Origin of the sequence: Streptomyces maremycinicus, from assembly GCF_001184025.1 — a bacterium.
In the GTDB taxonomy this organism is placed as follows: Bacteria; Actinomycetota; Actinomycetes; order Streptomycetales; family Streptomycetaceae; genus Streptomyces; species Streptomyces maremycinicus.
On record NZ_BBYG01000009.1, the window covers coordinates 320,137 to 346,708 of the forward strand.

Here is a 26,572-nt window from a genome sequence, read left to right on the forward strand (position 1 = left end):
GTCACGGGACAGCACGGGACATTACGTCTGTGGGAGAGCACGCCTACGGGACAGCACGTCTACGGGACAGCACTCCGCCGGATCGCCGTACCGCCGGACGCCGGAGTCCGGGTCAGCCCTGCTCGGGCGTGGCGAGCGGCCTGGTCTCGACCGGGTCCCCGGGCTGCCATTCCTCCGAACTCCACTCCGGCGTGGGCGACGGACGGGCCGGCGCGGGCGGGGGATTCGACCCCCGGTTGGGATTCTGCGCGACAGAACCGGACCCGCCCGACCCGCCGGACCCGCCGTCGCTCGTGCCGGAACCGCTCGACCTGCCGGAGCCGCCGCCCCCACCGCCCGACGCGTTCTTCGTCACCCGCGGTGACGAGGTCCTCGACGGCGACGGCGTGGCCGACGCGGTCGCCGAACGGCTCGGAGCGGCGCTCGGTGAAGCAGCCCCGCTCGACGCACTCACCGACGCGGACACCGAGCCCGAGGGTGAACTCTTCCTGTCGGCCGACCCGTCCCCGCCCCCGCCCCCGGCGGCCGAACAGCCCACCAGGCACAGACCGGCCACCACCACCACCACGGCCCTGGAGACGGCCGACCCGCGGGGGCGCACTCCGGACATCGCGTACGCCGCTGCTCTCACTCGCTTCATTCCACTCTTCCGCTGCTCCGACGTGCCGAACGCGCGGAATCCCCCCGCCCGGACGATCACGAGGGGGCAAGTTCTAAAGGATCTCCCAGCCGGAGCACAAGATATTCACACGCTTCCTCCGCCCGAAGTGAACGTGGTCACACGCGATCACACGACATCCGCCGCATAACGCCCTCCCACGGTCAGCCGATCTCCACCACCCGCGCCCAGGCCGGCGGATCGTCCGGCACGTACTCCGGGTCGTCCTCGTCGTACGACGCCGAGCCGCGGGGGAACAGGCCCACCACAGTCCGGCACGGCGGGCGGGAGCTCGGCCAGGGGGTCTGGCCGTCGGTCAGGACGACGATGACGTCGGGGCCGGGCCGCGCGCGCAGCGCCTTGGTGAAGCCCGCGCGCAGGTCCGTACCGCCCCCTCCCATCAGGGGGATGCCCTCCCCCCGGCACAGCGGATGCACGAGCCGGGCGTCCGCGTCGCACGGCACCACGGTGACCAGATCACGTCGGCCGCCCACGGCCCGGGAGATCGCGGCGACCTCCAGGATCGCGCTGCCCAGCTCGGCGTCGCTGACCGATCCGGAGGTGTCGATGACCACGCTCACCCGGGGCGGTCTGCGGCGCAGGCTCGGCAGCACCGCGCCCGGGACGCTCGCCGAGCGGCGGGACGGACGGCCGTAGGAGTAGTCCTCCCCCGCGCCCGGGGCCGAGGCCGCCGAACGGACCGCCGCGCCCAGCAACTCCCGCCACGGCTGCGGCGGATGGAAGGCCTCCTCCGCCCACCGCCGCCACCCCGCCGGGGCGGTCCCCCGGCGGGCGGCGATGCCCTGTGCCACCCGGAAGCGGACGGCGTCCCGTTCCTGTTCGCTCAGGCCGTGCGCCCCGTCCGGGCCGAGGTCCCACTCCCGTTGCCGTCCGTCGGCGCCGCTGCCGCAGTCCAGCCAGACCAGGTTCTGGGTGTGCGGCCCGAGCCGGAACTGGCGCAGGTAGTCCTCCATAAGCTCACCCCGCCGCAGCCCGAGGGAGTCCGGCGTGACGGCTCCCTCGGGCTGGACCAGCCCGTCCCCGAACGCGTCGTCGTTGATCTCGCAGTCGGCGGCGATGTTCATCCGCAGCTGTTCGCCGGGCCCGGTCAGCCCTCGCTCCCGGGCGACCCGTTCACTGCGCCCGTGGTGGTCGCGCAGCAGGTGCGACACCTCGTGCACCCACACCCCGGCCAGCTCCTCCACCGGCATCCGGTCCACGAACGCCGGTGAGACATAGCACCGCCAGTGCCGGTCCACCGCCATCGTCGGCACCCAGCGCGACTCCACCGGGTGCAGGGCGAAGAGCGCCGTCGCCAGGTAGGGCCGGGCCCGAGCGGCTTGCAACCGAGCGGCGAACAACTTGCCGAGGTCCAGCCCTCCCGGCTCCCCCACCTCCCGGGCCCTACCGACGACAGCCCGCGAACCGCTGCCGCGCGGCCGATCTCCGGAACCCGGCCGCCCTCCGGAGCTCGACAGGCCACCGGAGCCCGGCAGGCCACCGGGGCTCGGTCGCCCAGCGGGACTCGGCAGGTCGCCAGGGCTCGGTCGACCTCCGAGGCTCGGCAACCCGTCGGCGCTCGGCAGGTCGCCGGGGCTCGGTCGGCCGCCGCCGCCCGGCGGCCTGCCGGGGCTCGGTCGGCCGTCGCACCTCGGCAGCTCGACGCCGCTGCCGCCCAGCCGCCCGTCGCGGGTCGGCAACTCGCCGCGGCTCGGCAGCCCGTCGGCGCTCAACAAGTCACCGGGGCTCGGCCCCCCGCCGGGGCTCGGCCGCCCGCCGGGGTTCGGCCCCCCGCCACGGCTCGGCAGCTCGTCGGCGCTCAGCCGCCCGCCAGGGCTCGGCAGGTCGCCGCCTCGCTGTCGCTCGTTCCGGCTCATCGGCCCGCCTTCGCCGTGGTCGCCGCAGTCCGGGTCGCGGCGCGGCCCGCCGCCTGGTCCGCCCGCCGGGACAGGGTCACCACTCCGGCCAGCTTCTCGATCGACGCCGGTACGTCCCAGTCCTCCCGGCGCAACGAGGCGAGCGTCGTCGCGGGGACGACCACCAGGTCCGGGGCGCCGGTCTCCGACGCCCGTACGAGGAGCGCCCAGGCCGCGTCCCAACGGGCCCGGTCGGGGCGGGTGCGGACCGCGGCCACGACACCGTCGAGGACGGCCTGCCGCAGATCGCCCCGCTCGGGCAGCTCGGCGCCCGCCGGGTCGGCGAGCAGCGTCTCGGGGTCCGGGAGGTCCATCCGGTCCAGGCTCGCCAGCAGCTCCAGTCCCGGACCGTCGCCTACCGTGCCCCTGACCAGCAGGGAGAGTACGTCGCGGGAGGAACCGGCCGCGGTCGCGAAGGCGATCAGGCTCAGGGTCATGTCCCAGCTGCGCGGCGACGGCCAGGCGCCGCCCCGGCGCGCCTCGCTGCTGGGCAGCTGGTGCACGAGCCTGGGGCGGGCGGCGAGCAGTGTGCACACCGCGCGCCGGGCGAAGCCCACGGCCTCCGCCAGCTTCGCCGGGTCGAGCCGGGGCAGGGTCGCCCGCGGCCAGGTACCGCCGAGGCCGCGGACGACGACCTCGTGGTCGTGGGTCCACTGGAGGTGCACGAACCGGTTGGCCAGCGGCGGGCTCAGTTCCCAGCCGTCGGCCGCCGAACCGCGAGGGTTGGCGGCGGCCACGATCCGCACCCCGGGCGGCAGCGTCAGCGCTCCGATGCGCCGCTCCAGTACGAGGCGGAGCAGGGCAGCCTGCACGGCCGGCGGCGCGGTCGACAGCTCGTCGAGGAACAACAGCCCCCGGCCGGCCCGCACCAGACGCACCGCCCAGTCCGGCGGAGCCATCGGAACACCCTGCTCCGCCGGATCGTCCCCGACGATGGGCAGCCCGGAGAAGTCGGACGGCTCGTGCACGCTGGCGATCACCGTGGTCAGCGGCAGGTCGAGCGTCTCCGCGAGCTGGGTCAGCGCGGCGGTCTTGCCGATCCCCGGCTCACCCCACAGCAGCACCGGGAGATCGGCGGCCACGGCCAGCGTCAGTGCCTCCAGCTGGCTGTCGGGACGCGGTTCGGTCGTGGAATCACGCAACAGGGCCAACAGCTCGCCCGCGATGTCGAGTTGGGAGACGGAAGCCGGAAGGGAAGGGGTCAGCGGGACGGAAGGGTCCGCCGGGTCGGAAGAGGTCGCGGCGGCGGACGCCGGAGTGGCGAAGAGGGTACGCGTGGGCATGGGCGTGGGCATGAGTGATCACCTTCGGGGTCGTAGAAGTTCGTAGAACTGCGCAGGGGGTGCGCAGGGAGTGCGCAGGGAGTGCGCAGCGAGTGCGCGGTGCAGACGCGGTGACTTCGCAGGGATTCGCGGGACTTCGCAGGGCGGGAGGAGAGGTCAGCGAGGGATGCCGTGGCGTGGGTGGGCGCGCATGTGAACGGGACGGCGGCGGTCCTGGCCGGGCCCCGGTCCGATCAGGCCGGCCCTGAACAGTCCGTAGGTGATCCGCCGTCGCGCGGCCGCCTCCAGCTCGTCCCGCAGCGCACCGTCGCGCAGGACCGCCTCGGGGCCCAACAGCCCCTCCACGACGGCCAGCGCACCGGCGACATCACCGTGGACCAGACGTTCGCGCACGCCGTCGAGACAGTCCGGACGCCGGTGCGCCCGGTCGATCGCCTGGAGGCAGGGCAGCGGAGTGCCGGTCAGCGCGGCCAGCAGCTCCTCGCGCCGGATCTGGTCCGGATCGTGGTCCAGCGGAGCCAGCACCCCGCCGACCAGGCCGATCCGGTGCGTCGCTCCCCGGCACTCCACGAACCGGGCCCGTCCGGCCCGGTCGGGAAGCCCGCCCGAGCCGGGCGCCGCGTACGCCGCGCCGAGGTGGTCCGGTGGAACGCGCTCCGGTACGACGTCCTCCGGTACGAGCGCCGAGGCGACCAGCGGATGCAGGCGCAGTCGTCCGGCCTCGACCGCGCCCGTACGGATCAACTCCAGGTCGGGCAGCACCCAGGTCGCCGCGTCCGGCAGCACCGGCAGCGCGGAGACACAGCCCGCCGCACGGCGCAGGGCGGGCCGGCCGTCCGGGCCGCCGGCCGGATCCAGGACCAGCCGCCGCCCGGACCCGAGGCGCACGAGGACGGGACCGGTGGTCCGCCCCTCGGCCCGCAGCACGATCCCCGCCTCGGCCACCCACCGGTCCACCGCACAACCGAGCACCGGCAGTTCCCCGCCCCCAGCGGACATCTCAAGGAGGGAGGGATCAAGGACGGACGGGTCCAGGACGGACGGGTCCCGGACGGGCCGGTCGTCCCCGGGCGGATCGTCCCCGGACGGGCCCTCCGCCAACAGGCCGTCCCCGGACGGGCCGTCCCCGGACAAGCCGTCCACGGGCGGTCGATCGGCGCCGCACCGGACCCGCAGCTCATCCGTTCTGCGCGCGTCCCAGAGGTGGCGGTGCAGGTCGAGCCGGAACCGCCGGTCGGGACGCGGATGCGGATGACGGCGGTCCGCCGCCACCGGCCCGTCCGCGTCCCACAGCGCGAGGCTGACGCGCTGCCCGGCATCCGCCCAGGCGGGCGGTGTCCGCACCACGAGATGCACGGGCCACCGGGTGTCCTCCCGCCCCGGGATGTCGTACCGGGCCAGGGAGACGGTCACCCCCGGCCGCAGCAGCCCGTCGGGAGCGATCCTCGGCAGATGCCAACGCAGCAGGTCAGGAGCCAGGTGACGGAGATCGGCCCGGAGCCGGGACACGAATGCGCGACCGTACGTCCGGGCCACGGTGCGAAGGTCGAGATCGACGTCGACACCCGCGGCGGCACAGGCCCCGGCCCAGTCCCCCACACGGCGGCGGGCGGTCGCGGTCTCGATCATGGAGGCCGGCACGGCGAACTCGCGCACGCGCAGCCAGAAGGAAAGTCGGGAATCCTCGTTCGCGATCTGAGTGAGCATCAGCACTCACCTTGCGCGGACGGGGCCCCCGATCTGTCTACAGAAGAAGTAGTCATCGCCGGGGAGCATAGCCCTCGGAGACCGATCTGCCCACCGATTATCCCGGGGCGGGCCCCACTCCCCCGATGGGAGAGGATGCAGCCCAACCACCCCAGGAAAGGCGAGGGCCCTGATGACGGAACCTGTCCCCGTGGACCTGATCCACCTCGAGGACGCGGACGGGAACCGCTGCGTCGTGCGCGTCACCGGGCGCTTTCAGCCGGGCGTGCTGACCGGGCACGACATCCTGCGCGCCGACGTGCTCGCGACCGCGAGCCACGTCGACGCCCGGCTGGACGTCCACCTGCTCCAGCAGGACCTCGACGCCTGGCAGCGGGAACTGTCCGGCCTCGCCCCGGGCGGGGCGGCCGGCATCGGCGGAGACCGTGGCCTGCGCCTCGACCTCCTCGTGCACGAGGAAGGGCGGTTGTCCGTGTCCATCCATGACCCTGACCGCCTCACCACGGTCCTGGGCATACGCCCCGAGGGCGACTGGATCGACGTGCACCGGCAGCGTCTGGAACAGGTCAGGCGGGCCTGGCCCAGCGAGGTCGTCGAGACGTCCCCCATGGCCTACGAGTGGAGCCCCGACCGTCGGCGTTGAGCCGGGCCTCCCCCCCCGCCCCGCCGCACAGGGCACCTCGCCGGTGGTGGGGTCAGGTGCGGGACACGACACCGCATCCTTCGTCACGGTCCTCGTCGAGGCTCTTGCTGCGGTCGTACGGATCCGTCGTCGGCCCGGTCGGAGCCGCGCCCGTGGGCTCGGCCGTCGAGAACGAGGGGTGCAGATAGCCGTCGTGGACCTCGCACGCGGTGTTGCCGGTGTTCTGGTCGTACTTCCTGACGGTGATCTTCCCCGGGGTGGCGACGTACTGGGCGGGATCGTAGAGCTCGACGTCCACGACCCGGCGCACGATGGTGCGCTCCACCTCGGTCGTGGCGTCCTCGGCGACGCGCACCAGCGGATACACGAAGGTGTAGTCGGCGTGCACGACCACGGACGCGCGCTCACCCGCCTCGAACGTCATGCGGCCCCGCGTCTTGACCACGTCACCGGCCAGGCGCAGTTCGGCGGGGTCGAAGCGGCTGAACATCGACAGCGGGTCGTGTTCCTTGTCCGGCTTGCTCAGCGCGGTGTTCAGCAACGCGAGCAGATCCTTCTGCCGGGGGTCGATCACCGAGAGCGCGGTCTCGGGGCGTCCGCCCCGCAGGGTGGCCGGGTCGAGGTTGGCGTCGATCAGGAGCTTCCTGGTCTGCTGAAGCGCCTGCTGCACCCGGGCCTTGGACATCGCGCCGGCGCTGGTCGCCTTCGGCAGCACGATGCCGGTCGCGCCGTCGGCCCACCGCTCGGCGGGCGAGCCCGCGAACGGCCTTGCGAGAGTGGGGGTTTCGGGATCGACCGCTTCGGGTGCGGCGCTCGGGGCAGCGGTCTCCGCGGGCAGCGGGGACGCCGGGACGGCGGTCTCCGGCTCACCGGTGCCGAAGGGATCACCGGGCAGCAGCGACGGCCGCATCGCGACGACGGCCAGAACGATCACGACGGGCACACCGAGGATCGCCCACCGCCGCCGCTTGCGAGCCGCCGCGCGGTCCCGCTCCTGCCGGGCCGGACCGGTACGCCACCCCTCGGGCACCGCGCCGCGCGCCTCCTGCTGCCGCAGCCGCTCGGTGACCATACGGGCCCGCGCGGACGGCTCCTTCGGGGCGGAGGAATGTATCCCGGCTTCGCTCTCCTGGAGGAACCTCGCCCATTCCGCGTCGGATATGGAGCTGCCGGACACCGACCCACCGGACTCGGGAGACCCCCCGCCCCCACTCCCCTCTTCCGCTCCGGTTCTGTCCCGTTCGGACGGTCTCTCGGACACGCGCTCGTCAGCCTTCCCCTGAGTCGACCACCAAGCGCCCAAGCCTATGCCGTCACCGATCAACCAAGGCCCCGAAGCGATCGCGACCGATCCCGGACATGCCCACCTCCCCGATCCGCCATCGGCAGCACGGGCAGTCCGTCAAAAATTATTCGAACTCCCGTTCCCCGTAACGTAACTTGACTCCGTTCGGGGCCGTTCGGCCCCTTCGGGAAAGGCGACGACTTCGTGCACTCGACCTCCTCCACCGGGCCGCGCCGCAGACCCGTGCTCACCGCGGCAGCACTCGGCCTGCTGTTCGCGGCTGCGGGGATCACCCAGCCGACCGCGGCCTCGGCCGCGACGCAGGACAACCCTCCGGCAGTCCCGACCGACCTGCGCACCTCACCGGCCACCGCCTGCGAGGGCAACACCATCGTCGGCGTCACCGACGTCTCTCTGTACGCGAAGGTCTCGGACCCCGACGGCGGCACCCTGGGCGTCGACGTCGTCCTGTCGCGGCACGACAGCGATTCCGGCGACGTGATCGCACAAGCGCAATTGTCGGCGGTGTCCGGCACCAATGCCGTCTACCTCATCCGGAGAGAGGTACTGGAGTCCGCGGCAGGCGGTTCCCTCACCGAGTTCGACTGGAAGGTCCGGGCCGAAGACTCCGCCCACACGACCGACTGGTCGACGACCTGCCACTTCTCCTTCGACCCGACCCGTCCGGGTATGCCGGTGATCGCCGAACCCGGGGCGTCCACCATCGGACAGCCGTTGAGCATCGCCGTCAGCACGCCCGGCGGCGGGACGGTACCAACCCGTTACCGGTATCAGCTCAATGCGGGCGGCCCGGTCGATGTGACCGCTGACGCGACCGGCAACGCCACCATCACGATCACCCCGACCAGCCAGACCAACCTCCTGTCGGTCACCGGTCTGTCCGCGGGCGGCAACTACGGCGAGACGGCCACCCTTCACATCATCTCGGCCCCGTCCTCGACGAAGCAGGCCGACGGCGACCTGAGCGGCGACAACATCCCCGACCTGCTCACCGTAGGCGGCCGGAACGGACTCCCGTCGGGTCTGTGGCTGGCACCCGGCACCGGTGAGGGGGGCGTCGGTACTTCGCCGACCAACATCGGTGTCCACGGGAACGGCTACGGCCCGCCCTCGTACTTCGACGGCTCCACTGCCCTCACCGGGCGCTTCACCGGCGGCGCCCGACAGGACGTGCTGGTCTACTTCCCGAACGGCACGTACGCGGGCATCGGCATGATCATCGCGGGAAACGGGGACGGTTCTCCGCTCAACCCGGTCAGCGGGAACAGTTTCAACATCCCGCGCGGCTCGTTGCAGGACATCCACGGCGACGATCCCGTCCAGCTCGCCCACGCCGGAAACATCTCCGGCCGCGGCACCGGATTCCCCGACCTCGTCGGCATCTCCGGTGACAGTGCCAATGGTTATGCCCTCAACCTCTACGCGAGCGGCTTCGCCGCCGGCGTCTTCTACCCCGTCCCGCTCAACGCCACCACACCCGACGGCACCACGGACTGGAACGACTGGACCGTCGCCACCACCCAGCTGCCCACCCCGGGCGGCGGCAGCACCGCGATGTTCCTGTGGAACAAGTCCACCGGGGAACTCGACCTGTGGGAGAACCTCGCCGCCGACGCGGAGACCGGCGACCTCACGTACACCGCCTACCCGGTCGCCACCGGGTGGAACACCGGAGCCGCTCTGAACCTCCGAGCCGCCGATGCCAACGGCGACGGCGTGCCCGATCTGTGGGCCGTCTCCGAAGGCGGAACGGTCACCACCGACCTGTTCACCGACCTGTCCGACACCGCCCCGGCGACCGTCACCCGCATCACCGGGACCCTCACCACTCCTTGAGTCCTCCGGTGACACCCGAGGCGCCGGCGTCCCCCCGCCGGCGCCTTTGGTGGGGAGTCAGCGCAGGACGACCCCCGGGCCCTCCACCGCTTCCTCGGACGGGACCTCCACCAGGCCCAGTTCGGCGCCGGAGGCGAGGAGGCGGTGGGCGGGGAGGATGCGGACCGTGTAGCCGTAGGGGCCCGTGCGGTCCAGGGACAGGGGGCCCTCGTAGAGCCAGCGACCCTCCAGGTCGGGGCCGCCGGCCGGCTTCAGGGGGACCTTCGTCGCGTCCGTGATGCGGTCCTCCTCGTCGACCCGGCCCGAGACGGCCTGCACCTCGACGTCGTCGGGGGTGAGGTCGCCGAGGCCGACGCGGACCCGCAGCGCGAGGGTCGTGCCGAGTTCGGCGGTGGTGGTGGCCACCGACGTCTCGACGTGGTCCACCTGCACCGCGTGCCAGGCCGAGCGCACCCGCTGTTTCCAGACGGCGAGTTCGCGCGCGGTGTCGGGGGTCATCGTCCGGTGCGCGTGGGCGGCCGGTGTGTAGAGCCGTTCGACGTACTCGCGGACCATGCGTCCCGCCAGCACCTTGGGGCCGAGCAGGGTGAGGGTCTGGCGGACCATCTCGATCCAGCGGTCGGGCAGGCCCCCCTGTCCGCGCTCGTAGAAGCGGGGGGTGATGCGCTGTTCGAGGAGGTCGTAGAGGGCCGCCGCCTCGAGGTCGTCGCGGCGGTCGGGATCGGTTCCGGCGCCGTCGGCGGTGGGGATCGCCCAGCCGAAGTCGGGCTGGAACCACTCGTCCCACCAGCCGTCCAGGACGGAGAGGTTGAGACAGCCGTTGAGCGCCGCCTTCATGCCGGACGTGCCGCAGGCCTCCAGGGGGCGGAGCGGGTTGTTCAGCCAGATGTCGCAGCCGGGGTAGAGCTTCTGCGCCATGGCCATCCCGTAGTCCGGGAGGAAGACGAGCCGGTGCCGGACGCGCGGGTCGTCGGCGAACCGGACCAGTTCCTGGACCAGCCGTTTGCCGCCGTCGTCCGCCGGATGCGCCTTGCCCGCGACCACGATCTGGATGGGCCGCTCCGCGTGCAGCAGGAGGTCCATCAGCCGGTCACGGTCCCTCAGCATCAGGGTCAGGCGCTTGTACGAGGGGACACGGCGCGCGAAGCCGATGGTGAGGACGTCCGGGTCCAGGACGCCGTCGATCCAGCCCAACTCGGCCGTGCCCGCGCCCCGCTGGCGCCAGGAGGCACGCAGCCGCTCCCGTACCTCCACCACCAGTTGCTCGCGCAGCTCACGGCGCAGCTCCCAGATGTCCTGGTCGGGGATGTCGGCGACGGCGTCCCAGCGGTCGGAGCCGCCGACGCTCAGGGCGTCCTCGGCCCGCCCGGAGCCGAACTGGCGGGCGCCGAGCCGCAGGACCTCGGGAGCCACCCAGGTCGGGGCGTGCACCCCGTTGGTGACGGAGGTGATCGGCACCTCGTCCGGGTCGAAGCCGGGCCACAGGCCGGAGAACATCTCCCTGCTCACATGGCCGTGCAGCAGGGACACGCCGTTCGCGCGCTGTGCCAGCCGCAGACCCATCACTGCCATGTTGAAGAGGTTCGGCTCGCCGCCCGGGTAGGTCTCCATGCCCAGCCGCAGGATGCGGTCGACGTCCATGCGCGGCAGCTCGGCCTGGGGCCCGAAGTGCCGGGCGACCAGTTCACGGTCGAAGCGGTCGATGCCGGCCGGGACGGGGGTGTGGGTGGTGAAGACCGTGCCGGCCCGGACCGCTTCGAGTCCAGCGTCGAACTCCACCCCTTGGTCGCAGAGTTCGGCGATCCGTTCCAGGCCGAGGAAGCCCGCGTGGCCCTCGTTGGTGTGGAAGACCTCGGGCGGCGGGTGGCCGGTCAGCCGGCAGTACGTTCGTACCGCCCGGACACCTCCTATGCCCAGGAGCATCTCCTGGAGCAGCCGGTGCTCGCTGCCACCCCCGTAGAGCCGGTCGGTCACCCCGCGTTCGCCGAGGTCGTTCTCCTCGACGTCCGAGTCGAGCATGAGCAGCGGGACCCGGCCGACCTGGGCCAGCCAGACCCGGGCGTGCAGCTGTTTGCCCGCGGGCAGGGCCAGCGAGATCTGCGCGGGGGTGCCGTCGTCCTCCTTCAGGAGGGTCACCGGCAGTTCGTTGGGATCGAGGACCGGATAGTGCTCCTGCTGCCAGCCGTCGCGGGAGAGCGTCTGGCGGAAGTAGCCGTGCCGGTAGAGCAGCCCCACGCCGATGAGCGGGACGCCCAGGTCACTGGCGGCCTTCAGATGGTCACCGGCGAGGATGCCGAGACCGCCGGAGTACTGGGGCAGGGCGGCCGTGACGCCGAACTCGGGTGAGAAGTAGGCGACGGCGGCGGGCAGTCCGGCGGTACCGGGCTGCGCCTGGTACCAGCGGTCGCCGGTCACGTAGTCGTGCAGGTCGTCGGCGGCGGCACTCAGCCTGCGCAGGAACCGGCGGTCCCCGGCCAGCTCGGTCAGGCGTGCCGGGCGCACGCCGCCGAGGAGTCTCACCGGGTCGCCGTCCGAGACGGCCCAGCGCTCGGGGTCGACGGACTGGAAGAGGTCGCGGGTCTCCGCGTGCCAGGACCAGCGCAGGTTACGGGCCAGATCGCTGAGTGGGCGGAGGGGTTCGGGGAGGAGGGGTCGGACGGTGAATCGACGGATCGCCTTCACATTCCACCTCGTCGTGCGTGAGGAAGAGACGCACGGCGGTGTGCGTCCACGTCGTCTACGAAGGTACCGGCGCCGACGCGGGCCCCGCTGAGGACTGGCCGCCCGCGTGCCCGAGCTTTTCGGCCCGACCCGCGACAACGGGCCGAAACCTGTTTCGTCCCGCCAGGCCACCTTGTGGCCGTTCGCCCCGCACGAGAGGCTGCCCGGTGGCGTACCCGGCGAAGTCGGATAAGTCGGCGAAGCCGTCGTGCGCCGAGTCGAGGAGGGGAACTCGAACCATGGCTCGGACGCGAACGCGGCGTCTGCGCCGGGTGGGGGGCCTGGCCGCGGTCGCCACGACCGTGGTCTTTTCGGCCGTCACCCTGCCCGCGCACGCCGTACCGGAGGGGAAGATACTCGGCGCCGGCCTGCCCGGTTCCGTCGGCGGAAGCTATCTGGTGACGCTGAAGGACGACACCGACGCGTCGTCCAAGGCCGGGCGGAGCCTCGTCGGTTCGTACGGGGCGGTCATCAGCCGGACCTACGGCACGGTCCTCAACGGTTTCGCCGTGGACGCCGGGGAGAGACAGGCCCGGCGCCTAGCCGCCGACCCCCGGGTGGCCTCGGTGGTCCAGGACTCCCGGGTGACCCTGCACGCGGCGAGGAGCGGGGCCGCGCGGAATCCGCCGTCCTGGGGCCTGGACCGGCTCGACCAGCCGGACCGGCCGCTGGACAACAGCTACAACTGGCCGAAGTCGGCGGGCGCCGGCGTCACGGTGTATGTGATCGACACCGGCATCCGGATCACCCACGCGGACTTCGGCGGCCGGGCGAGCCACGGCTGGGACTTCGTCGGGGACGACCGCGTCGCCGCCGACGGCAACGGCCACGGCACCCATGTCGCCGGCATCGTCGCGGGCACCCGCCTCGGCGTCGCCAAGAAGTCCAGGGTGGTCGCCGTCCGGGTGCTAGACAACGTCGGCGGGGGCACCACCGCGCAGGCCATCGCGGGTATCGACTGGGTCACCCGGCACGCGCACCGGCCCGCGGTCGCCAACCTCAGCCTGGGCGGCGGCTACAACGCGGCGCTGGACTCGGCCGTCCGCGCCTCCATCCGGTCCGGCGTCACCTACACCGTCGCCGCGGGCAACGTGGGACAGCCCGCCGCCCTGCACTCCCCGGCCGATGTGCGGGAGGCCATCACGGTCGGCGCCACCGACCGGGGGGACGCCCGGGCGCGGTCCTCCAACTACGGTTCGGCCCTCGATCTGTTCGCGCCGGGGGTGTCGATCACCTCCGCCTCGTACACGAACGACACCGGCCGGGCGACCTGGTCCGGTACGTCGATGGCGGCGCCGCACGCGGCGGGCGCGGCCGCGCTCCAGCTCGCCGACCACCCGAGAGCCACACCCGCCCAGGTCGCGCGGGCGCTGGTCACGGGGGCGGCGAACGGCAAGGTTTCCGGCCGGGGGACCGGTTCGCCGAACAAACTCCTCCAGGTCCCACCGTTCACCTGACGGGGCTCCGGAACCGGCTCCGTTCCCCTCGAACGGGGCCGGTCTTGTGCGTTGACAACGGCACGAGTAGTTAACAACGTGCCGGATTGCTCACCCGAATAGGGTGGAAGGCTCCTCCGGTACTCCCCCGCAGGACCCCCTCCCCACCACATCCATCCGCCTACCCCCCGTTGATGCGGACAGGAGCGGTCATGCCAGCAAGGCACCACCCGTCATCACCCCCGACGCCTCGCACCAAGAGCAGCAAGAGCAACAAGAACGACAAGAGCGGCAGGGACGGCAACAGCATCCACGGCGCCGAAAGCCCCGACAGTCCGGAGACTCAGGACAGTTCGGCCGGCCCGGCCGGCCCGAACGGTCCGGTCGGCGCCGTCGGTCCTGAGCAGGACGCGCCCGTCCCGGCGCGCACGCCCTCACCCGGTCCGCCGGCCCCGGAGCGATCCTCCCCGGGCGGCGACACCACCGCGGTCGGGCGCATACCCGTCCTGGACGTCCGCCCGTTCGTCCAGCGGGGTCGCCGGCCCGCCAAGGCGGTCACGGGTGAGACGTTCGAGGTCTCGGCGACCGTGTTCCGGGAAGGACACGACGCCGTCGCCGCCAACGTCGTCCTGCGGGATCCGGACGGCCGGCCGGGTCCCTGGACGCCGATGCGGGAACTCGCCCCGGGCACCGACCGCTGGGGCGCGGACGTCACGCCCGACGCGACGGGCCGTTGGACGTACACCGTGGAGGCATGGAGCGACCCGGTCACCACCTGGCGGCACCACGCGCACATCAAGATCCCCGCGGGGATGGACACCGAGCTGGTCCTCGACGAGGGCGCGCGGCTGTACGGACGGGCCGCCGCCGGAGTGCCGGAGGGAGCCGACCGCGCCGTGGTGCTGGCGGCCGCCGAGGCACTGCGCGACGAGAGCCGCCCGGCCGTCTCCCGGCTCGCGGCGGCGCTGACGCCGCAGGTCGACGCCGTGCTCGGCCGGTATCCGCTGCGCGAGCTGGTCACCGCGTCCGAGCCGCTGCCCCTGCTCGTCGAACGCGAACGTGCCCTGTACGGCGCCTGGTACGAGTTCTTCCCCCGCTCCGAGGGGACCCCCGAGCGCCCGCACGGCACCTTCCGCACCGCCGCGCGCAGGCTGCCCGCCATCGCCGCGATGGGCTTCGACGTCGTCTACCTCCCGCCCATCCACCCCATCGGCACCACCTTCCGCAAGGGCCGCAACAACACCCTCGACCCCGGCCCGGACGACGTCGGTGTGCCCTGGGCGATCGGCTCGCCGGAGGGCGGCCACGACGCCGTCCACCCGGAGCTGGGCACGCTGGAGGACTTCGCCTGGTTCGTGGAGCGGGCGGGTGAGCTCGGCCTGGAGATCGCCCTCGACTTCGCCCTCCAGTGCTCCCCCGACCACCCCTGGGTGCAGAAACACCCCGAGTGGTTCCACCACCGGCCGGACGGGACCATCGCCTACGCCGAGAACCCGCCGAAGAAGTACCAGGACATCTATCCGATCGCCTTCGACGCCGACCTCGACGGTCTCGTCGCCGAGACGGTACGGGTGCTGCGGCACTGGATGTCGTACGGGGTGCGGATCTTCCGGGTCGACAACCCGCACACCAAACCGGTCGTGTTCTGGGAGCGGGTCATCGCGGACGTCAACCGCACCGACCCCGACGTGATCTTCCTGGCCGAGGCCTTCACCCGCCCCGCGATGATGCACACGCTCGGCCAGATCGGCTTCCAGCAGTCGTACACCTACTTCACCTGGCGCAACAGCAAGCAGGAACTGACGGAGTACCTGACCGAACTCTCGGGGGACGCCGCCTCCTACATGCGGCCCAACCTGTTCGCCAACACCCCGGACATCCTGCACGCGTATCTCCAGCACGGCGGCCGCCCCGCCTTCGAGATCCGCGCCGTCCTGGCCGCCACGCTCTCACCGACCTGGGGCGTCTACAGCGGCTACGAACTCTGCGAGGGCACCCCGCTGCGCGAGGGCGGCGAGGAGTACCTCGACTCGGAGAAGTACCAGCTCAAACCCCGTGACTGGGAGGCGGCCGAACGTGAGGGCCGCAGCATCGCCCCGCTGATCACCCGGCTCAACGAGATCCGCCGGGCGAACCCGGCGCTGCACCAGCTCCGCGATCTGCACTTCCATCCCACCGACAAGGAAGCGGTGATCGCCTACTCGAAGAGGAGCTCGAAGAAGAGCGGTTCGAACACGGTTCTGGTGGTCGTCAACCTCGACCCCCACCACACCCAGGAGGCGACGGTGTCGTTGGACATGCCGCAACTCGGCCTGGACTGGCACGAGTCGGTGCCGGTGCGCGACGAGCTCACCGGCGAGACCTACCACTGGGGCAGGGCCAACTACGTGCGCCTCGAACCGGGCACCAGGCCCGCGCACGTACTCACCGTCCTGCGACCGTCCAACCCGCAGATCGGAGGGTCACCCACACCATGATCGTCAACGAACCCGTTCCGGACACCTTCGAGGACACTCCCGCCAAGGACCGCGACCCCGAGTGGTTCAAACGCGCCGTGTTCTACGAGGTCCTCGTCCGCTCCTTCCAGGACAGCAACGGCGACGGCGTCGGCGACCTCAAAGGCATCACCGCCAAACTCGACTACCTCCAATGGCTGGGAGTCGACTGCCTCTGGCTGCCACCGTTCTTCAAATCACCCCTGCGCGACGGCGGATACGACGTGTCCGACTACACCGCCGTCCTCCCCGAGTTCGGCGACCTCGCCGACTTCGTGGAATTCGTCGACGCCGCCCACCAACGCGGCATGCGCGTCATCATCGACTTCGTGATGAACCACACCAGCGACCAGCACCCGTGGTTCCAGGAATCGAGGAAAGACCCCGACGGACCCTACGGCGACTACTACATGTGGGCCGACGACGACAAACAGTACGCCGACGCCCGCATCATCTTCGTCGACACCGAAGTCTCCAACTGGACCTTCGACCCCGTCCGCAAGCAGTACTTCTTCCACCGCTTCTTCTCCCACCAGCCGGACCTCAACTACGAGAACCACGCCGTCCAGGAGGAGATGATCTCCGCCCTGCGGTTCTGGCTGGACCTGGGCATCGACGGGTTCCGCCTCGACGCCGTGCCCTACCTGTACGCCAAGGAGGGCACGAACTGCGAGAACCTCCCCGCGACCCACGAGTTCCTCAAACGGGTGCGCAAGGAGATCGACGCCCACTACCCGGACACGGTGATCCTGGCCGAGGCCAACCAGTGGCCGGAGGACGTCGTCGACTACTTCGGCGACTACGCCTCCGGCGGCGACGAATGCCACATGGCGTTCCACTTCCCCGTCATGCCCCGCATCTTCATGGCGGTCCGCCGCGAATCCCGCTACCCGGTCTCCGAGATCCTCGCCAAGACCCCGGCGATCCCGTCCCGCTGCCAATGGGGCATCTTCCTGCGCAACCACGACGAGCTCACCCTCGAAATGGTCACCGACGAGGAACGCGACTACATGTACGCGGAATACGCGAAAGACCCGCGTATGCGCGCCAACATCGGCATCCGCCGCCGCCTCGCACCCCTCCTCGACAACGACCGCAACCAGATCGAGCTCTTCACCGCCCTGCTGCTCTCCCTGCCCGGCTCGCCGATCCTCTACTACGGCGACGAGATCGGCATGGGCGACAACATCTGGCTCGGCGACCGCGACGCCGTCCGCACCCCCATGCAGTGGACACCGGACCGTAACGCGGGTTTTTCCTCCTGTGACCCCGGGCGGCTGGTCCTGCCGACCATCATGGATCCGGTCTACGGGTACCAGGTCACCAACGTCGAGGCGTCCATGTCGTCGCCCTCCTCGCTGCTGCACTGGACCCGGCGCATGATCGAGATCCGCAAGCAGAACCCCGCCTTCGGCCTCGGCACCTACACCGAACTCCAGTCCTCCAACCCGGCGGTCCTCGCCTTCCTGCGCGAGGCGCCCCTGACGAAGGAGGGCGAGGACGACCTGGTGCTCTGCGTGCACAACTTCTCGCGGTTCGCGCAGCCCACCGAGCTGGACCTGAGCCGGTTCAAGGGGCGGTACCCCGTGGAGCTGTTCGGCGGGGTGCGGTTCCCGGCGGTCGGTGATCTGCCGTACCTGCTGACCATGGCGGGCCACGGCTTCTACTGGTTCAGGCTGCGCAGGGACGCCTAGAACCCCCGGGCGGGGCGGTTTCCACCGCCCCGCCCGGGGCACGCATCAGTAACGCCCCGACCCCGACACCCGGGGAAAGGAATGTGACACCTATGGCGGCGACTGTCACACTTTCCGGCCGGACCGACCCCGGCCTCCTCGCTTCACTGGACCCCCTGCTGCGCGAGTGGCTGCCCCGGCAGCGCTGGTTCGCCGGCAAGGGCCGTCCGGTCACCGGCTTCTCGCTGGTGGCGGCCACCGAGCTGCTGCCGGCCCGGACCAGACTGGGTCTGTACCACCTGCTGGTACGCGCCCACCAGCCGGGCGCGCCCGGCGACTGCTACCAGCTGCTGATCGGCACCCGCGAGGCCCTGCCGCCCCGGCTGGCGCCCGCGCTGATCGGGCATGTGACCCAGGGTCCGCTGGCCGGGCGGACCGTGTTCGACGCCCTGTACGACACCCGGCCCGCCGAGGTGCTGCTGGAGGCCCTGCGCACCGGAGCCCGGATCGGCGGGCTGCGCTGCGAGCGCGACCCCGGGCAGAAGATCCGTTCCGGGCTGGTCCCGCGCCGGCTGACGGGCGAACAGTCGAACTCGTCCGTCATCTATGGAGATACGTTCATTCTGAAGCTGCTGCGCCGGGTGGTGCCGGGCGTCAACCCCGACCTGGAGCTGCCGCTGGCGCTGGCCCGCGAGGGCTGCCCCCGGGTGCCCGCGCCGACCGCGTGGATGTACGGCGACCCGGGTGAGGGCGAGGGCGAGCCGTACGTCCTGGCCGTGCTCCAGCCGTATGTGCAGGGTGCGGCGGACGGCTGGGAGCTTGCGCTGCGGGAACTGGCCAAGGGCGAGGACTTCGCCGCCGAGGCGCGCGCGCTGGGGCGGGCCACCGCCGAGGTGCACGGGGCGCTGGCCAGGGCGTTGCCCACGGCGACGCTGGGACAGGCGCAGATACGGCCGATGGTCGACGGCATGACCCAGCGGCTGGACGCCGCCGCGCAGGCGGTGCCCGCGCTGCGCCCCTACGCACCGGCGCTGCGCACCGCCTTCACCGCGCTGGCCGACCTCGCGGCCGAGGGCCACACCTGGACCGCCCAGCGTGTCCACGGCGATCTGCACCTCGGGCAGTGCCTTCGCTCGGCCTCCGGTGAGTGGGCGCTGATCGACTTCGAGGGGGAGCCCGCCAGGCCGCTGGCCGAGCGGCGGATGCCCCAGCCGACCGTGCGGGACGTGGCGGGCATGCTGCGTTCCTTCGACTACGCCGCCCACTCGGCCGACCCGCCCGCACCGGCCTGGGCACACGCCTGCCGGGCGGCCTACTGTTCCGGGTACGCCGAGGTGGCGGGCGTCGATCCGCGCACCGATCCCGTGCTGCTGCGGGCCCACGAGACGGACAAGGCGGTCTACGAGGTCGTCTACGAAGCCCGGCACCGCCCCGAGTGGCTCCCCGTACCGCTTTCCGCGATACACCGCCTCGCCGCACCCGATCTGCCTTGAGGAGGCTCCGTACGTGACTCCCCCGAAGAAGAAGGCCACCGCGAAGAAAGCAGTGCCCAAGAAGGCGGCGGCCGAGAAGGCGGCGAGCAAGAAAGCGGCGAGCAAGAAGGCCAAGAAGAACTCGGCGACGGGAGTGACGGAGCCGGTGGCGGCAGCAGCCTCCACGGCGGAGCCGGAGACTGCCGCAGCCACGACGGCGGAGCCGGAGACTGCGGCAGCCGGGGCCGGGGAGCCGGAGACTGCCGCAGCCGGGGCCGGGGAGGTCGTCGCGGCGGAGTCGGTGCGGCTCCCCGCGGACCCCGCTCCCGCTCCTGCTCCCGCTCCTGCTCCCGACCCCACTCCCACCGCCGACGCCACTCCCACCGCCGACCTCACACCGGTGCCGGACCCCGTACCGGACCCCGGTGCGGGCCTCCTCTTCGACCCCGCCGTCGCTCCCGCCGACCGTGAGCGGCTGCTGCACGGTACGCATCACGACCCGCACTCCGTGCTCGGTGCGCACCCGGTGCCCGGCGGGATCGTCTTCCGGGCGCTGCGCCCGTACGCGCGGTCCGTCACGGTGCTGGCGGGCGAGCTGCGCGTCGAGCTCCACGACGACGGCGACGGCTTCTTCTCCGGCCTGGCGCCTCTGCGTCAGGCCCCGGAACACCGGCTCCTGGTGACGTACGAGGGCACCACCCTGGAGACCGAGGACGCCTACCGCTTCCTGCCGACGCTGGGCGATCTGGACCTGCACCTGCTCGGCGAGGGCCGGCACGAGCAGCTGTGGACGGTGCTGGGCGCGCGGCCGACGACCCACCAGGGGGTGAACGGCACCGCCTTCTCCGTGTGGGCGCCGAACGCGCGCGGGGTGCGGCTGGCCGGCACCTTCAACTTCTGGGACGGCACCGGGTACCCCATGCGGTCGCTGGGCTCGTCCGGGGTCTGGGAGCTGTTCGTGCCCGGGATCGGCGAGGGCGAACTGTACAAGTTCGACATCACCCGCCCCGACGGCTCGCACACCCTGCGCGCCGACCCGATGGCCCGGCGCACCGAGGTGCCGCCCGCGACCTCGTCGATCGTGCACGCCTCGCGGTACGAGTGGGGCGACGGGGAGTGGCTCGCCCGGCGGGCCGAGATACCCGTGCACGAGGCGCCGTTCTCCGTGTACGAGATCCATCTGGCCTCCTGGCGACCCGGGCTGACCTATCGTCAGCTGGCCGAGCAACTGCCCGCGTACGTCCGGGACCTGGGATTCACGCATGTCGAGCTGATGCCGGTCGCCGAGCATCCCTTCGGTGGCTCGTGGGGCTACCAGGTCACCGGTTTCTACGCGCCCACGGCCCGCCTCGGCACTCCCGACGACTTCAAGTACCTGGTGGACGCGTTGCACCGGGCCGGCATCGGCGTCCTGATGGACTGGGTGCCGGCGCACTTCCCGCGCGACGAGTGGGCCCTCGCGGAGTTCGACGGTCGTCCGCTGTACGAGCACGAGGACCCGCTGCGGGCCGCGCATCCCGACTGGGGGACGCTGGAGTTCGACTTCGGCCGGCGCGAGGTGCGCAACTTCCTGGTGGCCAACGCGGTCTACTGGTGCGAGGAGTTCCACATCGACGGGCTGCGCGTGGACGCCGTCGCCTCGATGCTGTACCTGGACTACTCGCGCGAGCCGGGCCAGTGGACCCCGAACGAGCACGGGGGCCGGGAGAACCTGGACGCGGTGGCGTTCCTCCAGGAGATGAACGCCACGGTCTACCGCCGCAGCCCCGGGGTCGTCACGATCGCGGAGGAGTCCACGGCCTGGGACGGTGTCACGCGGGCCACCCATCATCCGGGCCCGAGCGGCTTCGGCGGGCTCGGCTTCGGGCTGAAGTGGAACATGGGCTGGATGCACGACTCGCTGGAGTACATGAGCCATGAGCCGGTGCACCGGAAGTACCACCACCACGAGATGACGTTCTCGCTGGTGTACGCCTGGAGCGAGAACTACGTCCTGCCCATCTCCCACGACGAGGTCGTGCACGGGAAGCGCTCGCTGGTGTCGAAGATGCCCGGCGACTGGTGGCAGCAGCGCGCCGCCCTGCGCGCCTATCTGGCGTTCATGTGGGCCCATCCGGGCAAGCAACTGCTCTTCATGGGGCAGGAGTTCGCCCAGGGAGCGGAGTGGTCCGAGGCGCACGGCCCCGACTGGTGGCTGCTGGACCCGGCGTACAGCGCCGAGGCCGACCACCGGGGGGTCCGGGACCTGGTCCGCGATCTGAACACCGTCTACCGCGCGGCGCCGGCGCTCTGGCAGCGGGACACCGACCCCGCCGGTTTCCAGTGGGTGGCCGGGGACGCGGCCGAGGACAACGTCTTCGCCTTCCTGCGGTACGACGCCGAGGGCGCCCCGCTGTTGTCGGTCTCCAACCTGTCCCCGGTCGTGCGCCACGACTACCGCGTCGGTGCGCCGGACGACGTCCCGGCCTGGCACGAGGTCCTCAACACCGACGCGGCCGGGTACGGCGGCAGCGGTGTCGCGCATCCCGACCCGGTCAAGCCGGAGCCGCAGGGCCATCACGGCCGTCCGGCGAGCATCCGGCTGACCCTGCCGCCACTCGCGACGGTGTGGCTGCGGCCTGCGTGAGGCATCGGCGGGCCCCGCCCGGGGGCGCCCCCGGGCGGGGCCCGCCGATGCCGCGTCACGCCGCAGGACCGCCGAGGACCGCGGCCAGCGCCTTCGGCAGGGGCCTGCCGTGCACCACTCCCAGTCGCTGCGTCGCCCGGGTCAGCGCCACGTACAGGTCGCTGGTGCCGTACCGCGCGGGCTCCACCACCAGCACGGAGTCGAACTCCAGGCCCTTGGACTGACGGGGGTCGAGCAGGACGACGCTCCGGGTCAGGTCCGGCTCGGCGCCCGCCGTCACCCCGTCCAGCCGGGCCGCCAGCTTCCGGTGCAGGTCGCGCGGGGCGATGACGGCGAGCCTGCCCTCGGCCGGGGTGAGTTCCCCGACGGCCTCGGCGACCGCGCCGGGGAGGTCGTCGGTGGCACGCGCCCAGGGCCGTACGCCGGTCGAGCGCACCGAACTCGGCGGCTCGAAGCCGGGGTGCTCCGCGCGGACCACCGCCGCGGCCACGTCCATGATCTCGGCCGGGGTGCGGTAGTTGACGCCGAGCCTGGTGTGCTCCCAGCGGTCCTCGACGTACGGCCTCAGGATCCTGTCCCAGGAGCCCACGCCGGCCGCCTCGGCGGTCTGCGCCGGGTCGCCGACCAGGGTCATCGAGCGGGTAGGGCTGCGCCGCATCAGCAGCCGCCAGGCCATCGGCGACAGCTCCTGCGCCTCGTCGACGATGATGTGCCCGAACGCCCAGGTGCGGTCCGCGGCCGCGCGTTCGGCGGCGCTGCGGTGGTCGTCCTCCTCGTGGCGTTCGGCGAAGCGTTCGGCGTCGATGATGTCGTGCGCGGACAGGACTTCCGAGTCCTCCTCGTCCTTGTCGTCGAACTCGTAGGTGCGGGAGGCGTACGAGACGTCCAGGACGCCCTGCGCGTAGGCCACCTGGGTCTCCCGCTCGCGGTCCGCGCGGGCCCGGGCCACCCGGTCGTCCTCGCCGAGCAGTTCGGCCGCCTCGTCGAGCAGCGGTACGTCCGCCACGGTCCACGCCCGGGTCACCGGGCGGCGGATGGCGGCGGCGTCGTCGTCGGAGACGTAGCCCACGGGGTCGGCGAGGAAGTCGGCGACCAGCCGCTGCGGGGTCAGGCGCGGCCACAGCTGGTCGATGGCGGCCCAGACCTCGGGGTTCTCGGCGAGTTCGTCGCGGATCTGGGTGATGTCGCTCGGGTCGAGCAGGTTCGAGCCGTCGTAGGGGTCCGTGCCGATGCGTTCGGCGACCATGTCGGTGAGCGTGTTGAGGATGTGGCCCTCGAAGATCTCGCGGGCCGCGTTGTGCGGCATCCGGACGGCCCGGGTGCGCTCGCGGGCCATGTTCACCAGGCCGTCGTCGAGCATCAGGACCTCGCGGTCGTGCGTGATCGCGATCACCGGATCGGGCAGCGCCTGCCAGTCGCGGACGACGTCGGCGAGCACGTCCGCCATGTCGGCGCGGCCCTTCACGGCCGCCGCCGCGCGGGTGTCGGCCGCCGTCGCCCTCACACCGGGGAAGAGTTCGCCGACCGTCGCCAGCAGCACACCGGTCTCGCCCAGCGCGGGCAGCACCTCGCCGATGTAGCCGAGGAAGGCGGGGTTGGGGCCGACGATCAGGACGGCCCTCTTGGCGAGCAGTTCCCGGTGTTCGTAGAGGAGGTAGGCGGCGCGGTGCAGGGCGACGGCCGTCTTGCCGGTGCCCGGGCCGCCCTCGACCACCAGCACCCCTCGGTGGGGCGCCCGGATGATCTCGTCCTGCTCGGCCTGGATGGTCTGCACGATGTCGCTCATCCGGCCGGTGCGCGCGGAGTCGAGCGCGGCGAGCAGGACGGCGTCGCCGGTCGGGTCCTCGTAGCCGGTGCGGGTGGCGTCGCCGAGGTCGAGGATCTCGTCGTGCAGGGCGGTGACCCGGCGGCCCTCGGTGGTGAGGTGCCGGCGCCGGCGCAGCCCCATCGGGGTGTGGCCGGTGGCCAGGTAGAAGGGGCGGGCGACGTCGGCGCGCCAGTCGATGAGGACCGGGGTGCGCTCGGCGTCCTCGGCGCGCAGTCCGATGCGTCCGATGTGGTGGTCGGTGCCGGAGGTGAGGTCGATTCGGCCGAAGCAGAGGGAGCCGTCCACCGCGTTCAGCGCGGCGAGCAGCCCGGAGCGCTCGGCGACCAGGATGTCCCGCTCGAGCCGGGCCTGCATGGGCGTGTTGCCCTGGGCCAGCGCGTCGGTGACGGCGCCCTCGGTGTCGCCGCGCAGGGCGTCCACCCGCGCGTACAGGCCGTCGATGAATTCCTGCTCGCAGCGCAATTCATTATCCGGAAAGTCGGCGTTTGACAATTCCACTCCCGCCCGCATATACTGTGCTCACTGAGCTTCTTTGCGACTCCATTCATGCGAAGTCGCGAATCATCGAATATACGCAGAGAAATCCCCCGAGCGCAATTGCTCGGGGGATTTCTTCGTGGTGCGCCGTCTCTCCGCCCGGGTCAGTTCACCGCCCGCTCACCGGACGTCGTCCAGGGCCTCGTCCAGCTCCGCCAGCAGCCGGCGCTTGGGCCGGGCGCCCACCATCGACCTCACGGGCTCGCCGGCCCGGAACACCATGAAGGTCGGCATCGACAGCACCTTGTAGGCGTGGGTGGTCTCCGGGTTGGTGTCCACGTCCAGCTGCACCACCTTCAGCCGCTCGCCCTCCTCGGCGGCGAGCGCGGTGAGCACCGGCCCCATCTGCCGGCACGGCGGACACCAGTCGGCGGTGAACTCCACCAGCACCGGCAGGTCCGCCCCCAGCACCTCCGCCCCGAAGTCCGCGTCCGTCACCTCGGCCACCCCGTCCGCTCTGATCACCGCTCCTGCCCTCCCAGTTCGCACCCGGGATCCGGACCCCCCGGAACCCCCGCCTCGGCGGCCAGCTCGTCGCGCGCCCGTTCGGCCCGCACGAGCTGCCCGGCGACCGTCTCCCGCACCGCCCGCAGCTCCCCGATGAGCGCGCGTCCAGCTCGTCCAGCTTGCGCCGGTAGACCGCGAGCGAGGCCGGGCAGGAGTCGCCCTGCGGGTGCCCGGCCCGCAGGCACTCCACGAAGGGCCGGGTCTCCTCCAGGTCGAACCCGAAGTCCTGGAGCGTCCTGATCTGCCGCAACAGCCGCAGATCGCTCTCGTCGTACGTCCGGTACCCGTTGTCGCCGCGCCGTGCGGGCAGCAGCCCGCGCGACTCGTAGTACCGCAGCGTCCGGGTAGTGGTCCCGGCCCGTGCGGCCAGCTCGCCGATGCGCATGTCCACGAACGTAAGCCTTGACGTCCGCGTCAAGGCAAGAGCGGCCCTCATCGGGGCAGGAGCGGTTTCCGCTCCACCGGGGAGGTGAGCACGATCGACGTCGTGGTGCGCCCGAGGGCGGACACCGCCTCCAGCACGTCCTCCAGATGGACGGTGTCCCGGACGGCGACCTTCAGGATCCAGCAGTCCTCGCCCACCACGTGGTGGACCTCGGTGATCTCGGGGCGCTCGATCAGCTCCAGGGTCCTCGGATGCTTCAGGGTGTAGCCGCCGTGCGGGTCGACCCGGATGAACGCCTGGATTCCGTAGCCGAGGCGGGCGGCGCTGACGTGCGCGCCGTAGCCGCTGATGATCCCCGCGGCCTCCAGCCGCCGCACCCGTTCGGTCACCGCCGCCGGACTCAGCCGCACCCGGCGGCCCAGCTCGCTGAGCTTGATCCGGCCGTCGGTCTGGAGCAGTTCCAGGATCTGCCGGTCCAGCGCGTCGAAGGCCACCGGTGTTCCGTCGGTCGCGGCCCGTGAATGCCGAGGTTCTTTCGGTACTGCGGCCGGAACTCCCATGGTTACCCCTTCAGGACACACGTGTACGCCGGGAGAATCATGGTCATGGAAACAACCCAGGAGGGAAAGGCCCGTGAGGTATTGGTCATCGGCGGAAACCGCTATTTCGGCAAGCGCCTGATCGCCCGCCTGCTGGCCGCCGGGGACCGGGTGACCGTACTGAATCGCGGTTCGTCCGCGCCGCCGCCGGGCGCGACGCACCTGATCGCCGACCGCGACGACGAGACGGCGCTGGCCTCGGCGCTCGGTCCACGCTCCTTCGACGTCGTCGTCGACCAGGTCTGCTACACCCCGCGCCAGGCGGCGATCGCCCGCCGGGTGTTCGCCGGCCGCACCCGCCGGTACGTGCTGACGTCGACGGTCGAGGTCTACGAGTACGAGGACTCCGTCGCCTTCGTGCGGGAGCGCGACGTCGATCCGCTGGACGTCCGGGTCGATCTCGGACTCCCGTGGGACGAACCGGAGTTCCTCGACGCCCACTACGGCGAGGGCAAGCGGCAGGCGGAGGCGGTGTTCGCGGCGGAGCCGGCGTTCCCTTACGTGGCCGTCCGCGTCGCCCATGTGCTCGGCGGGGCGGACGACTTCACGGGACGGCTGGAGCACTACGCGTCCCGCGTGCGCGCCGGTGAGCCGATCACCGTGCCGACGGCGAACCGTCCGGCGACGTACATCCACGTCGAGGAGATCGCCGACTTCCTGTTCTGGACGGTGGGCCAGGACTTCACCGGCCCGGTCAACGCGGCCTCGCACGGGACGCTGACCACGGACGAGCTGTGCGAGGCGGTGGCCGCGCGGGTGCCCGGCGGCCGGGCGGTGTTCCGGGAGGTCGAGGTCGGCGAGGTGTCCCCGCTCTCCTTCCGCCGCTTCTACGGCATGGACAACTCCCGTGCCACGCGGCTCGGGTTCACCTTCGGCAACGTCCGGCAGTGGCTGCCGCGCGCGGCCGCGGAATCCCTGGGCCAGTGAACTGACATGCGCCACGG

General features: G+C 72.0%; 17 protein-coding genes and 1 pseudogene. 9 read left to right on the forward strand and 9 right to left on the reverse strand.

The window, feature by feature from the left end; genetic code table 11:
* Positions 1 to 128: 128 nt before the first annotated feature.
* Positions 129 to 809, forward strand: a complete 681-nt coding sequence (locus tag AOQ37_RS05980; protein WP_062641930.1) for a hypothetical protein — start codon at positions 129 to 131, stop codon at positions 807 to 809.
* 13 nt (positions 810 to 822) lie between these two features.
* Here the strand turns inward: AOQ37_RS05980 and AOQ37_RS05985 are convergent, their stop codons facing one another.
* The 3 genes from AOQ37_RS05985 to AOQ37_RS05995 form a co-directional block, all read right to left on the reverse strand.
* A complete protein-coding gene (locus tag AOQ37_RS05985; protein ID WP_062641932.1) occupies positions 823 to 2,052 on the reverse strand; it encodes a vWA domain-containing protein in 1,230 nt (409 codons plus the stop codon).
* Between the two features lie 479 nt (positions 2,053 to 2,531).
* Positions 2,532 to 3,857, reverse strand: coding sequence for an AAA family ATPase (locus tag AOQ37_RS05990; protein WP_078890053.1), 1,326 nt, complete (start codon positions 3,855 to 3,857; stop codon positions 2,532 to 2,534).
* A gap of 156 nt (positions 3,858 to 4,013) precedes the next feature.
* Complete coding sequence (locus AOQ37_RS05995; RefSeq protein WP_062641933.1) at positions 4,014 to 5,564, reverse strand: hypothetical protein; 1,551 nt, start codon at positions 5,562 to 5,564, stop codon at positions 4,014 to 4,016.
* Between the two features lie 172 nt (positions 5,565 to 5,736).
* Between AOQ37_RS05995 and AOQ37_RS06000 the strand changes: the two genes are divergently transcribed.
* The gene (locus AOQ37_RS06000; protein ID WP_062641935.1) at positions 5,737 to 6,207 is read left to right on the forward strand and encodes a DUF5959 family protein; all 471 of its coding nucleotides are present in this window, start codon (positions 5,737 to 5,739) and stop codon (positions 6,205 to 6,207) included.
* Positions 6,208 to 6,259: 52 nt separating this feature from the next.
* Here the strand turns inward: AOQ37_RS06000 and AOQ37_RS06005 are convergent, their stop codons facing one another.
* A complete protein-coding gene (locus AOQ37_RS06005; protein WP_062641937.1) occupies positions 6,260 to 7,384 on the reverse strand; it encodes a hypothetical protein in 1,125 nt (374 codons plus the stop codon).
* A gap of 312 nt (positions 7,385 to 7,696) precedes the next feature.
* Between AOQ37_RS06005 and AOQ37_RS06010 the strand changes: the two genes are divergently transcribed.
* Complete coding sequence (locus tag AOQ37_RS06010; protein ID WP_062641938.1) at positions 7,697 to 9,349, forward strand: hypothetical protein; 1,653 nt, start codon at positions 7,697 to 7,699, stop codon at positions 9,347 to 9,349.
* 57 nt (positions 9,350 to 9,406) lie between these two features.
* On the opposite strand, the gene AOQ37_RS06015 is transcribed toward AOQ37_RS06010, so the two are convergent.
* Positions 9,407 to 12,031 carry a glycosyltransferase family 1 protein gene (locus tag AOQ37_RS06015; protein WP_062641940.1) on the reverse strand — a complete coding sequence of 875 codons (2,625 nt, stop codon included), beginning with the start codon at positions 12,029 to 12,031 and terminating at the stop codon, positions 9,407 to 9,409.
* Between the two features lie 278 nt (positions 12,032 to 12,309).
* Here AOQ37_RS06015 and AOQ37_RS06020 point away from each other — a divergent pair, with 278 nt between their 5' ends.
* The 5 genes from AOQ37_RS06020 (at position 12,310) to glgB (ending at position 21,772) form a co-directional block, all read left to right on the forward strand.
* On the forward strand, positions 12,310 to 13,527 hold the full coding sequence (locus AOQ37_RS06020) for a S8 family peptidase (protein WP_062641942.1): 1,218 nt from the start codon (positions 12,310 to 12,312) through the stop codon (positions 13,525 to 13,527).
* 191 nt (positions 13,528 to 13,718) lie between these two features.
* A complete protein-coding gene (locus AOQ37_RS06025) occupies positions 13,719 to 15,983 on the forward strand; it encodes an alpha-1,4-glucan--maltose-1-phosphate maltosyltransferase (RefSeq protein ID WP_062641944.1) in 2,265 nt (754 codons plus the stop codon).
* Positions 15,980 to 17,695 (forward strand): maltose alpha-D-glucosyltransferase, encoded by a 1,716-nt coding sequence (gene treS, locus AOQ37_RS06030; RefSeq protein ID WP_062641946.1) that lies wholly within the window; start codon positions 15,980 to 15,982, stop codon positions 17,693 to 17,695. Before AOQ37_RS06025 ends, treS begins: the two co-directional genes overlap by 4 nt.
* A 92-nt stretch (positions 17,696 to 17,787) precedes the next feature.
* Entirely contained in the window at positions 17,788 to 19,167 is a 1,380-nt protein-coding gene (locus tag AOQ37_RS06035; protein WP_199824939.1) for a maltokinase N-terminal cap-like domain-containing protein, read from the forward strand.
* Between the two features lie 13 nt (positions 19,168 to 19,180).
* Positions 19,181 to 21,772: a 1,4-alpha-glucan branching enzyme gene (gene glgB, locus AOQ37_RS06040; RefSeq protein WP_306305205.1), complete on the forward strand. Its 2,592-nt coding sequence runs from the start codon at positions 19,181 to 19,183 to the stop codon at positions 21,770 to 21,772.
* A gap of 55 nt (positions 21,773 to 21,827) precedes the next feature.
* Here the strand turns inward: glgB and AOQ37_RS06045 are convergent, their stop codons facing one another.
* From AOQ37_RS06045 to AOQ37_RS06060, 4 genes and pseudogenes are all read right to left on the reverse strand, one after another.
* On the reverse strand, positions 21,828 to 24,110 hold the full coding sequence (locus AOQ37_RS06045; RefSeq protein ID WP_078890025.1) for a HelD family protein: 2,283 nt from the start codon (positions 24,108 to 24,110) through the stop codon (positions 21,828 to 21,830).
* 147 nt (positions 24,111 to 24,257) lie between these two features.
* On the reverse strand, positions 24,258 to 24,602 hold the full coding sequence (locus tag AOQ37_RS06050; RefSeq protein ID WP_304956778.1) for a thioredoxin family protein: 345 nt from the start codon (positions 24,600 to 24,602) through the stop codon (positions 24,258 to 24,260).
* Positions 24,599 to 25,029 (reverse strand): annotated as a pseudogene (locus AOQ37_RS06055) (MerR family transcriptional regulator). Before AOQ37_RS06055 ends, AOQ37_RS06050 begins: the two are co-directional and overlap by 4 nt.
* Positions 25,030 to 25,076: 47 nt before the next feature.
* Positions 25,077 to 25,523: an Lrp/AsnC family transcriptional regulator gene (locus AOQ37_RS06060; protein WP_062641951.1), complete on the reverse strand. Its 447-nt coding sequence runs from the start codon at positions 25,521 to 25,523 to the stop codon at positions 25,077 to 25,079.
* Positions 25,524 to 25,628: 105 nt separating this feature from the next.
* Between AOQ37_RS06060 and AOQ37_RS06065 the strand changes: the two genes are divergently transcribed.
* Complete coding sequence (locus AOQ37_RS06065) at positions 25,629 to 26,555, forward strand: NAD-dependent epimerase/dehydratase family protein (RefSeq protein ID WP_062641952.1); 927 nt, start codon at positions 25,629 to 25,631, stop codon at positions 26,553 to 26,555.
* The last annotated feature ends 17 nt before the right edge of the window (positions 26,556 to 26,572 follow it).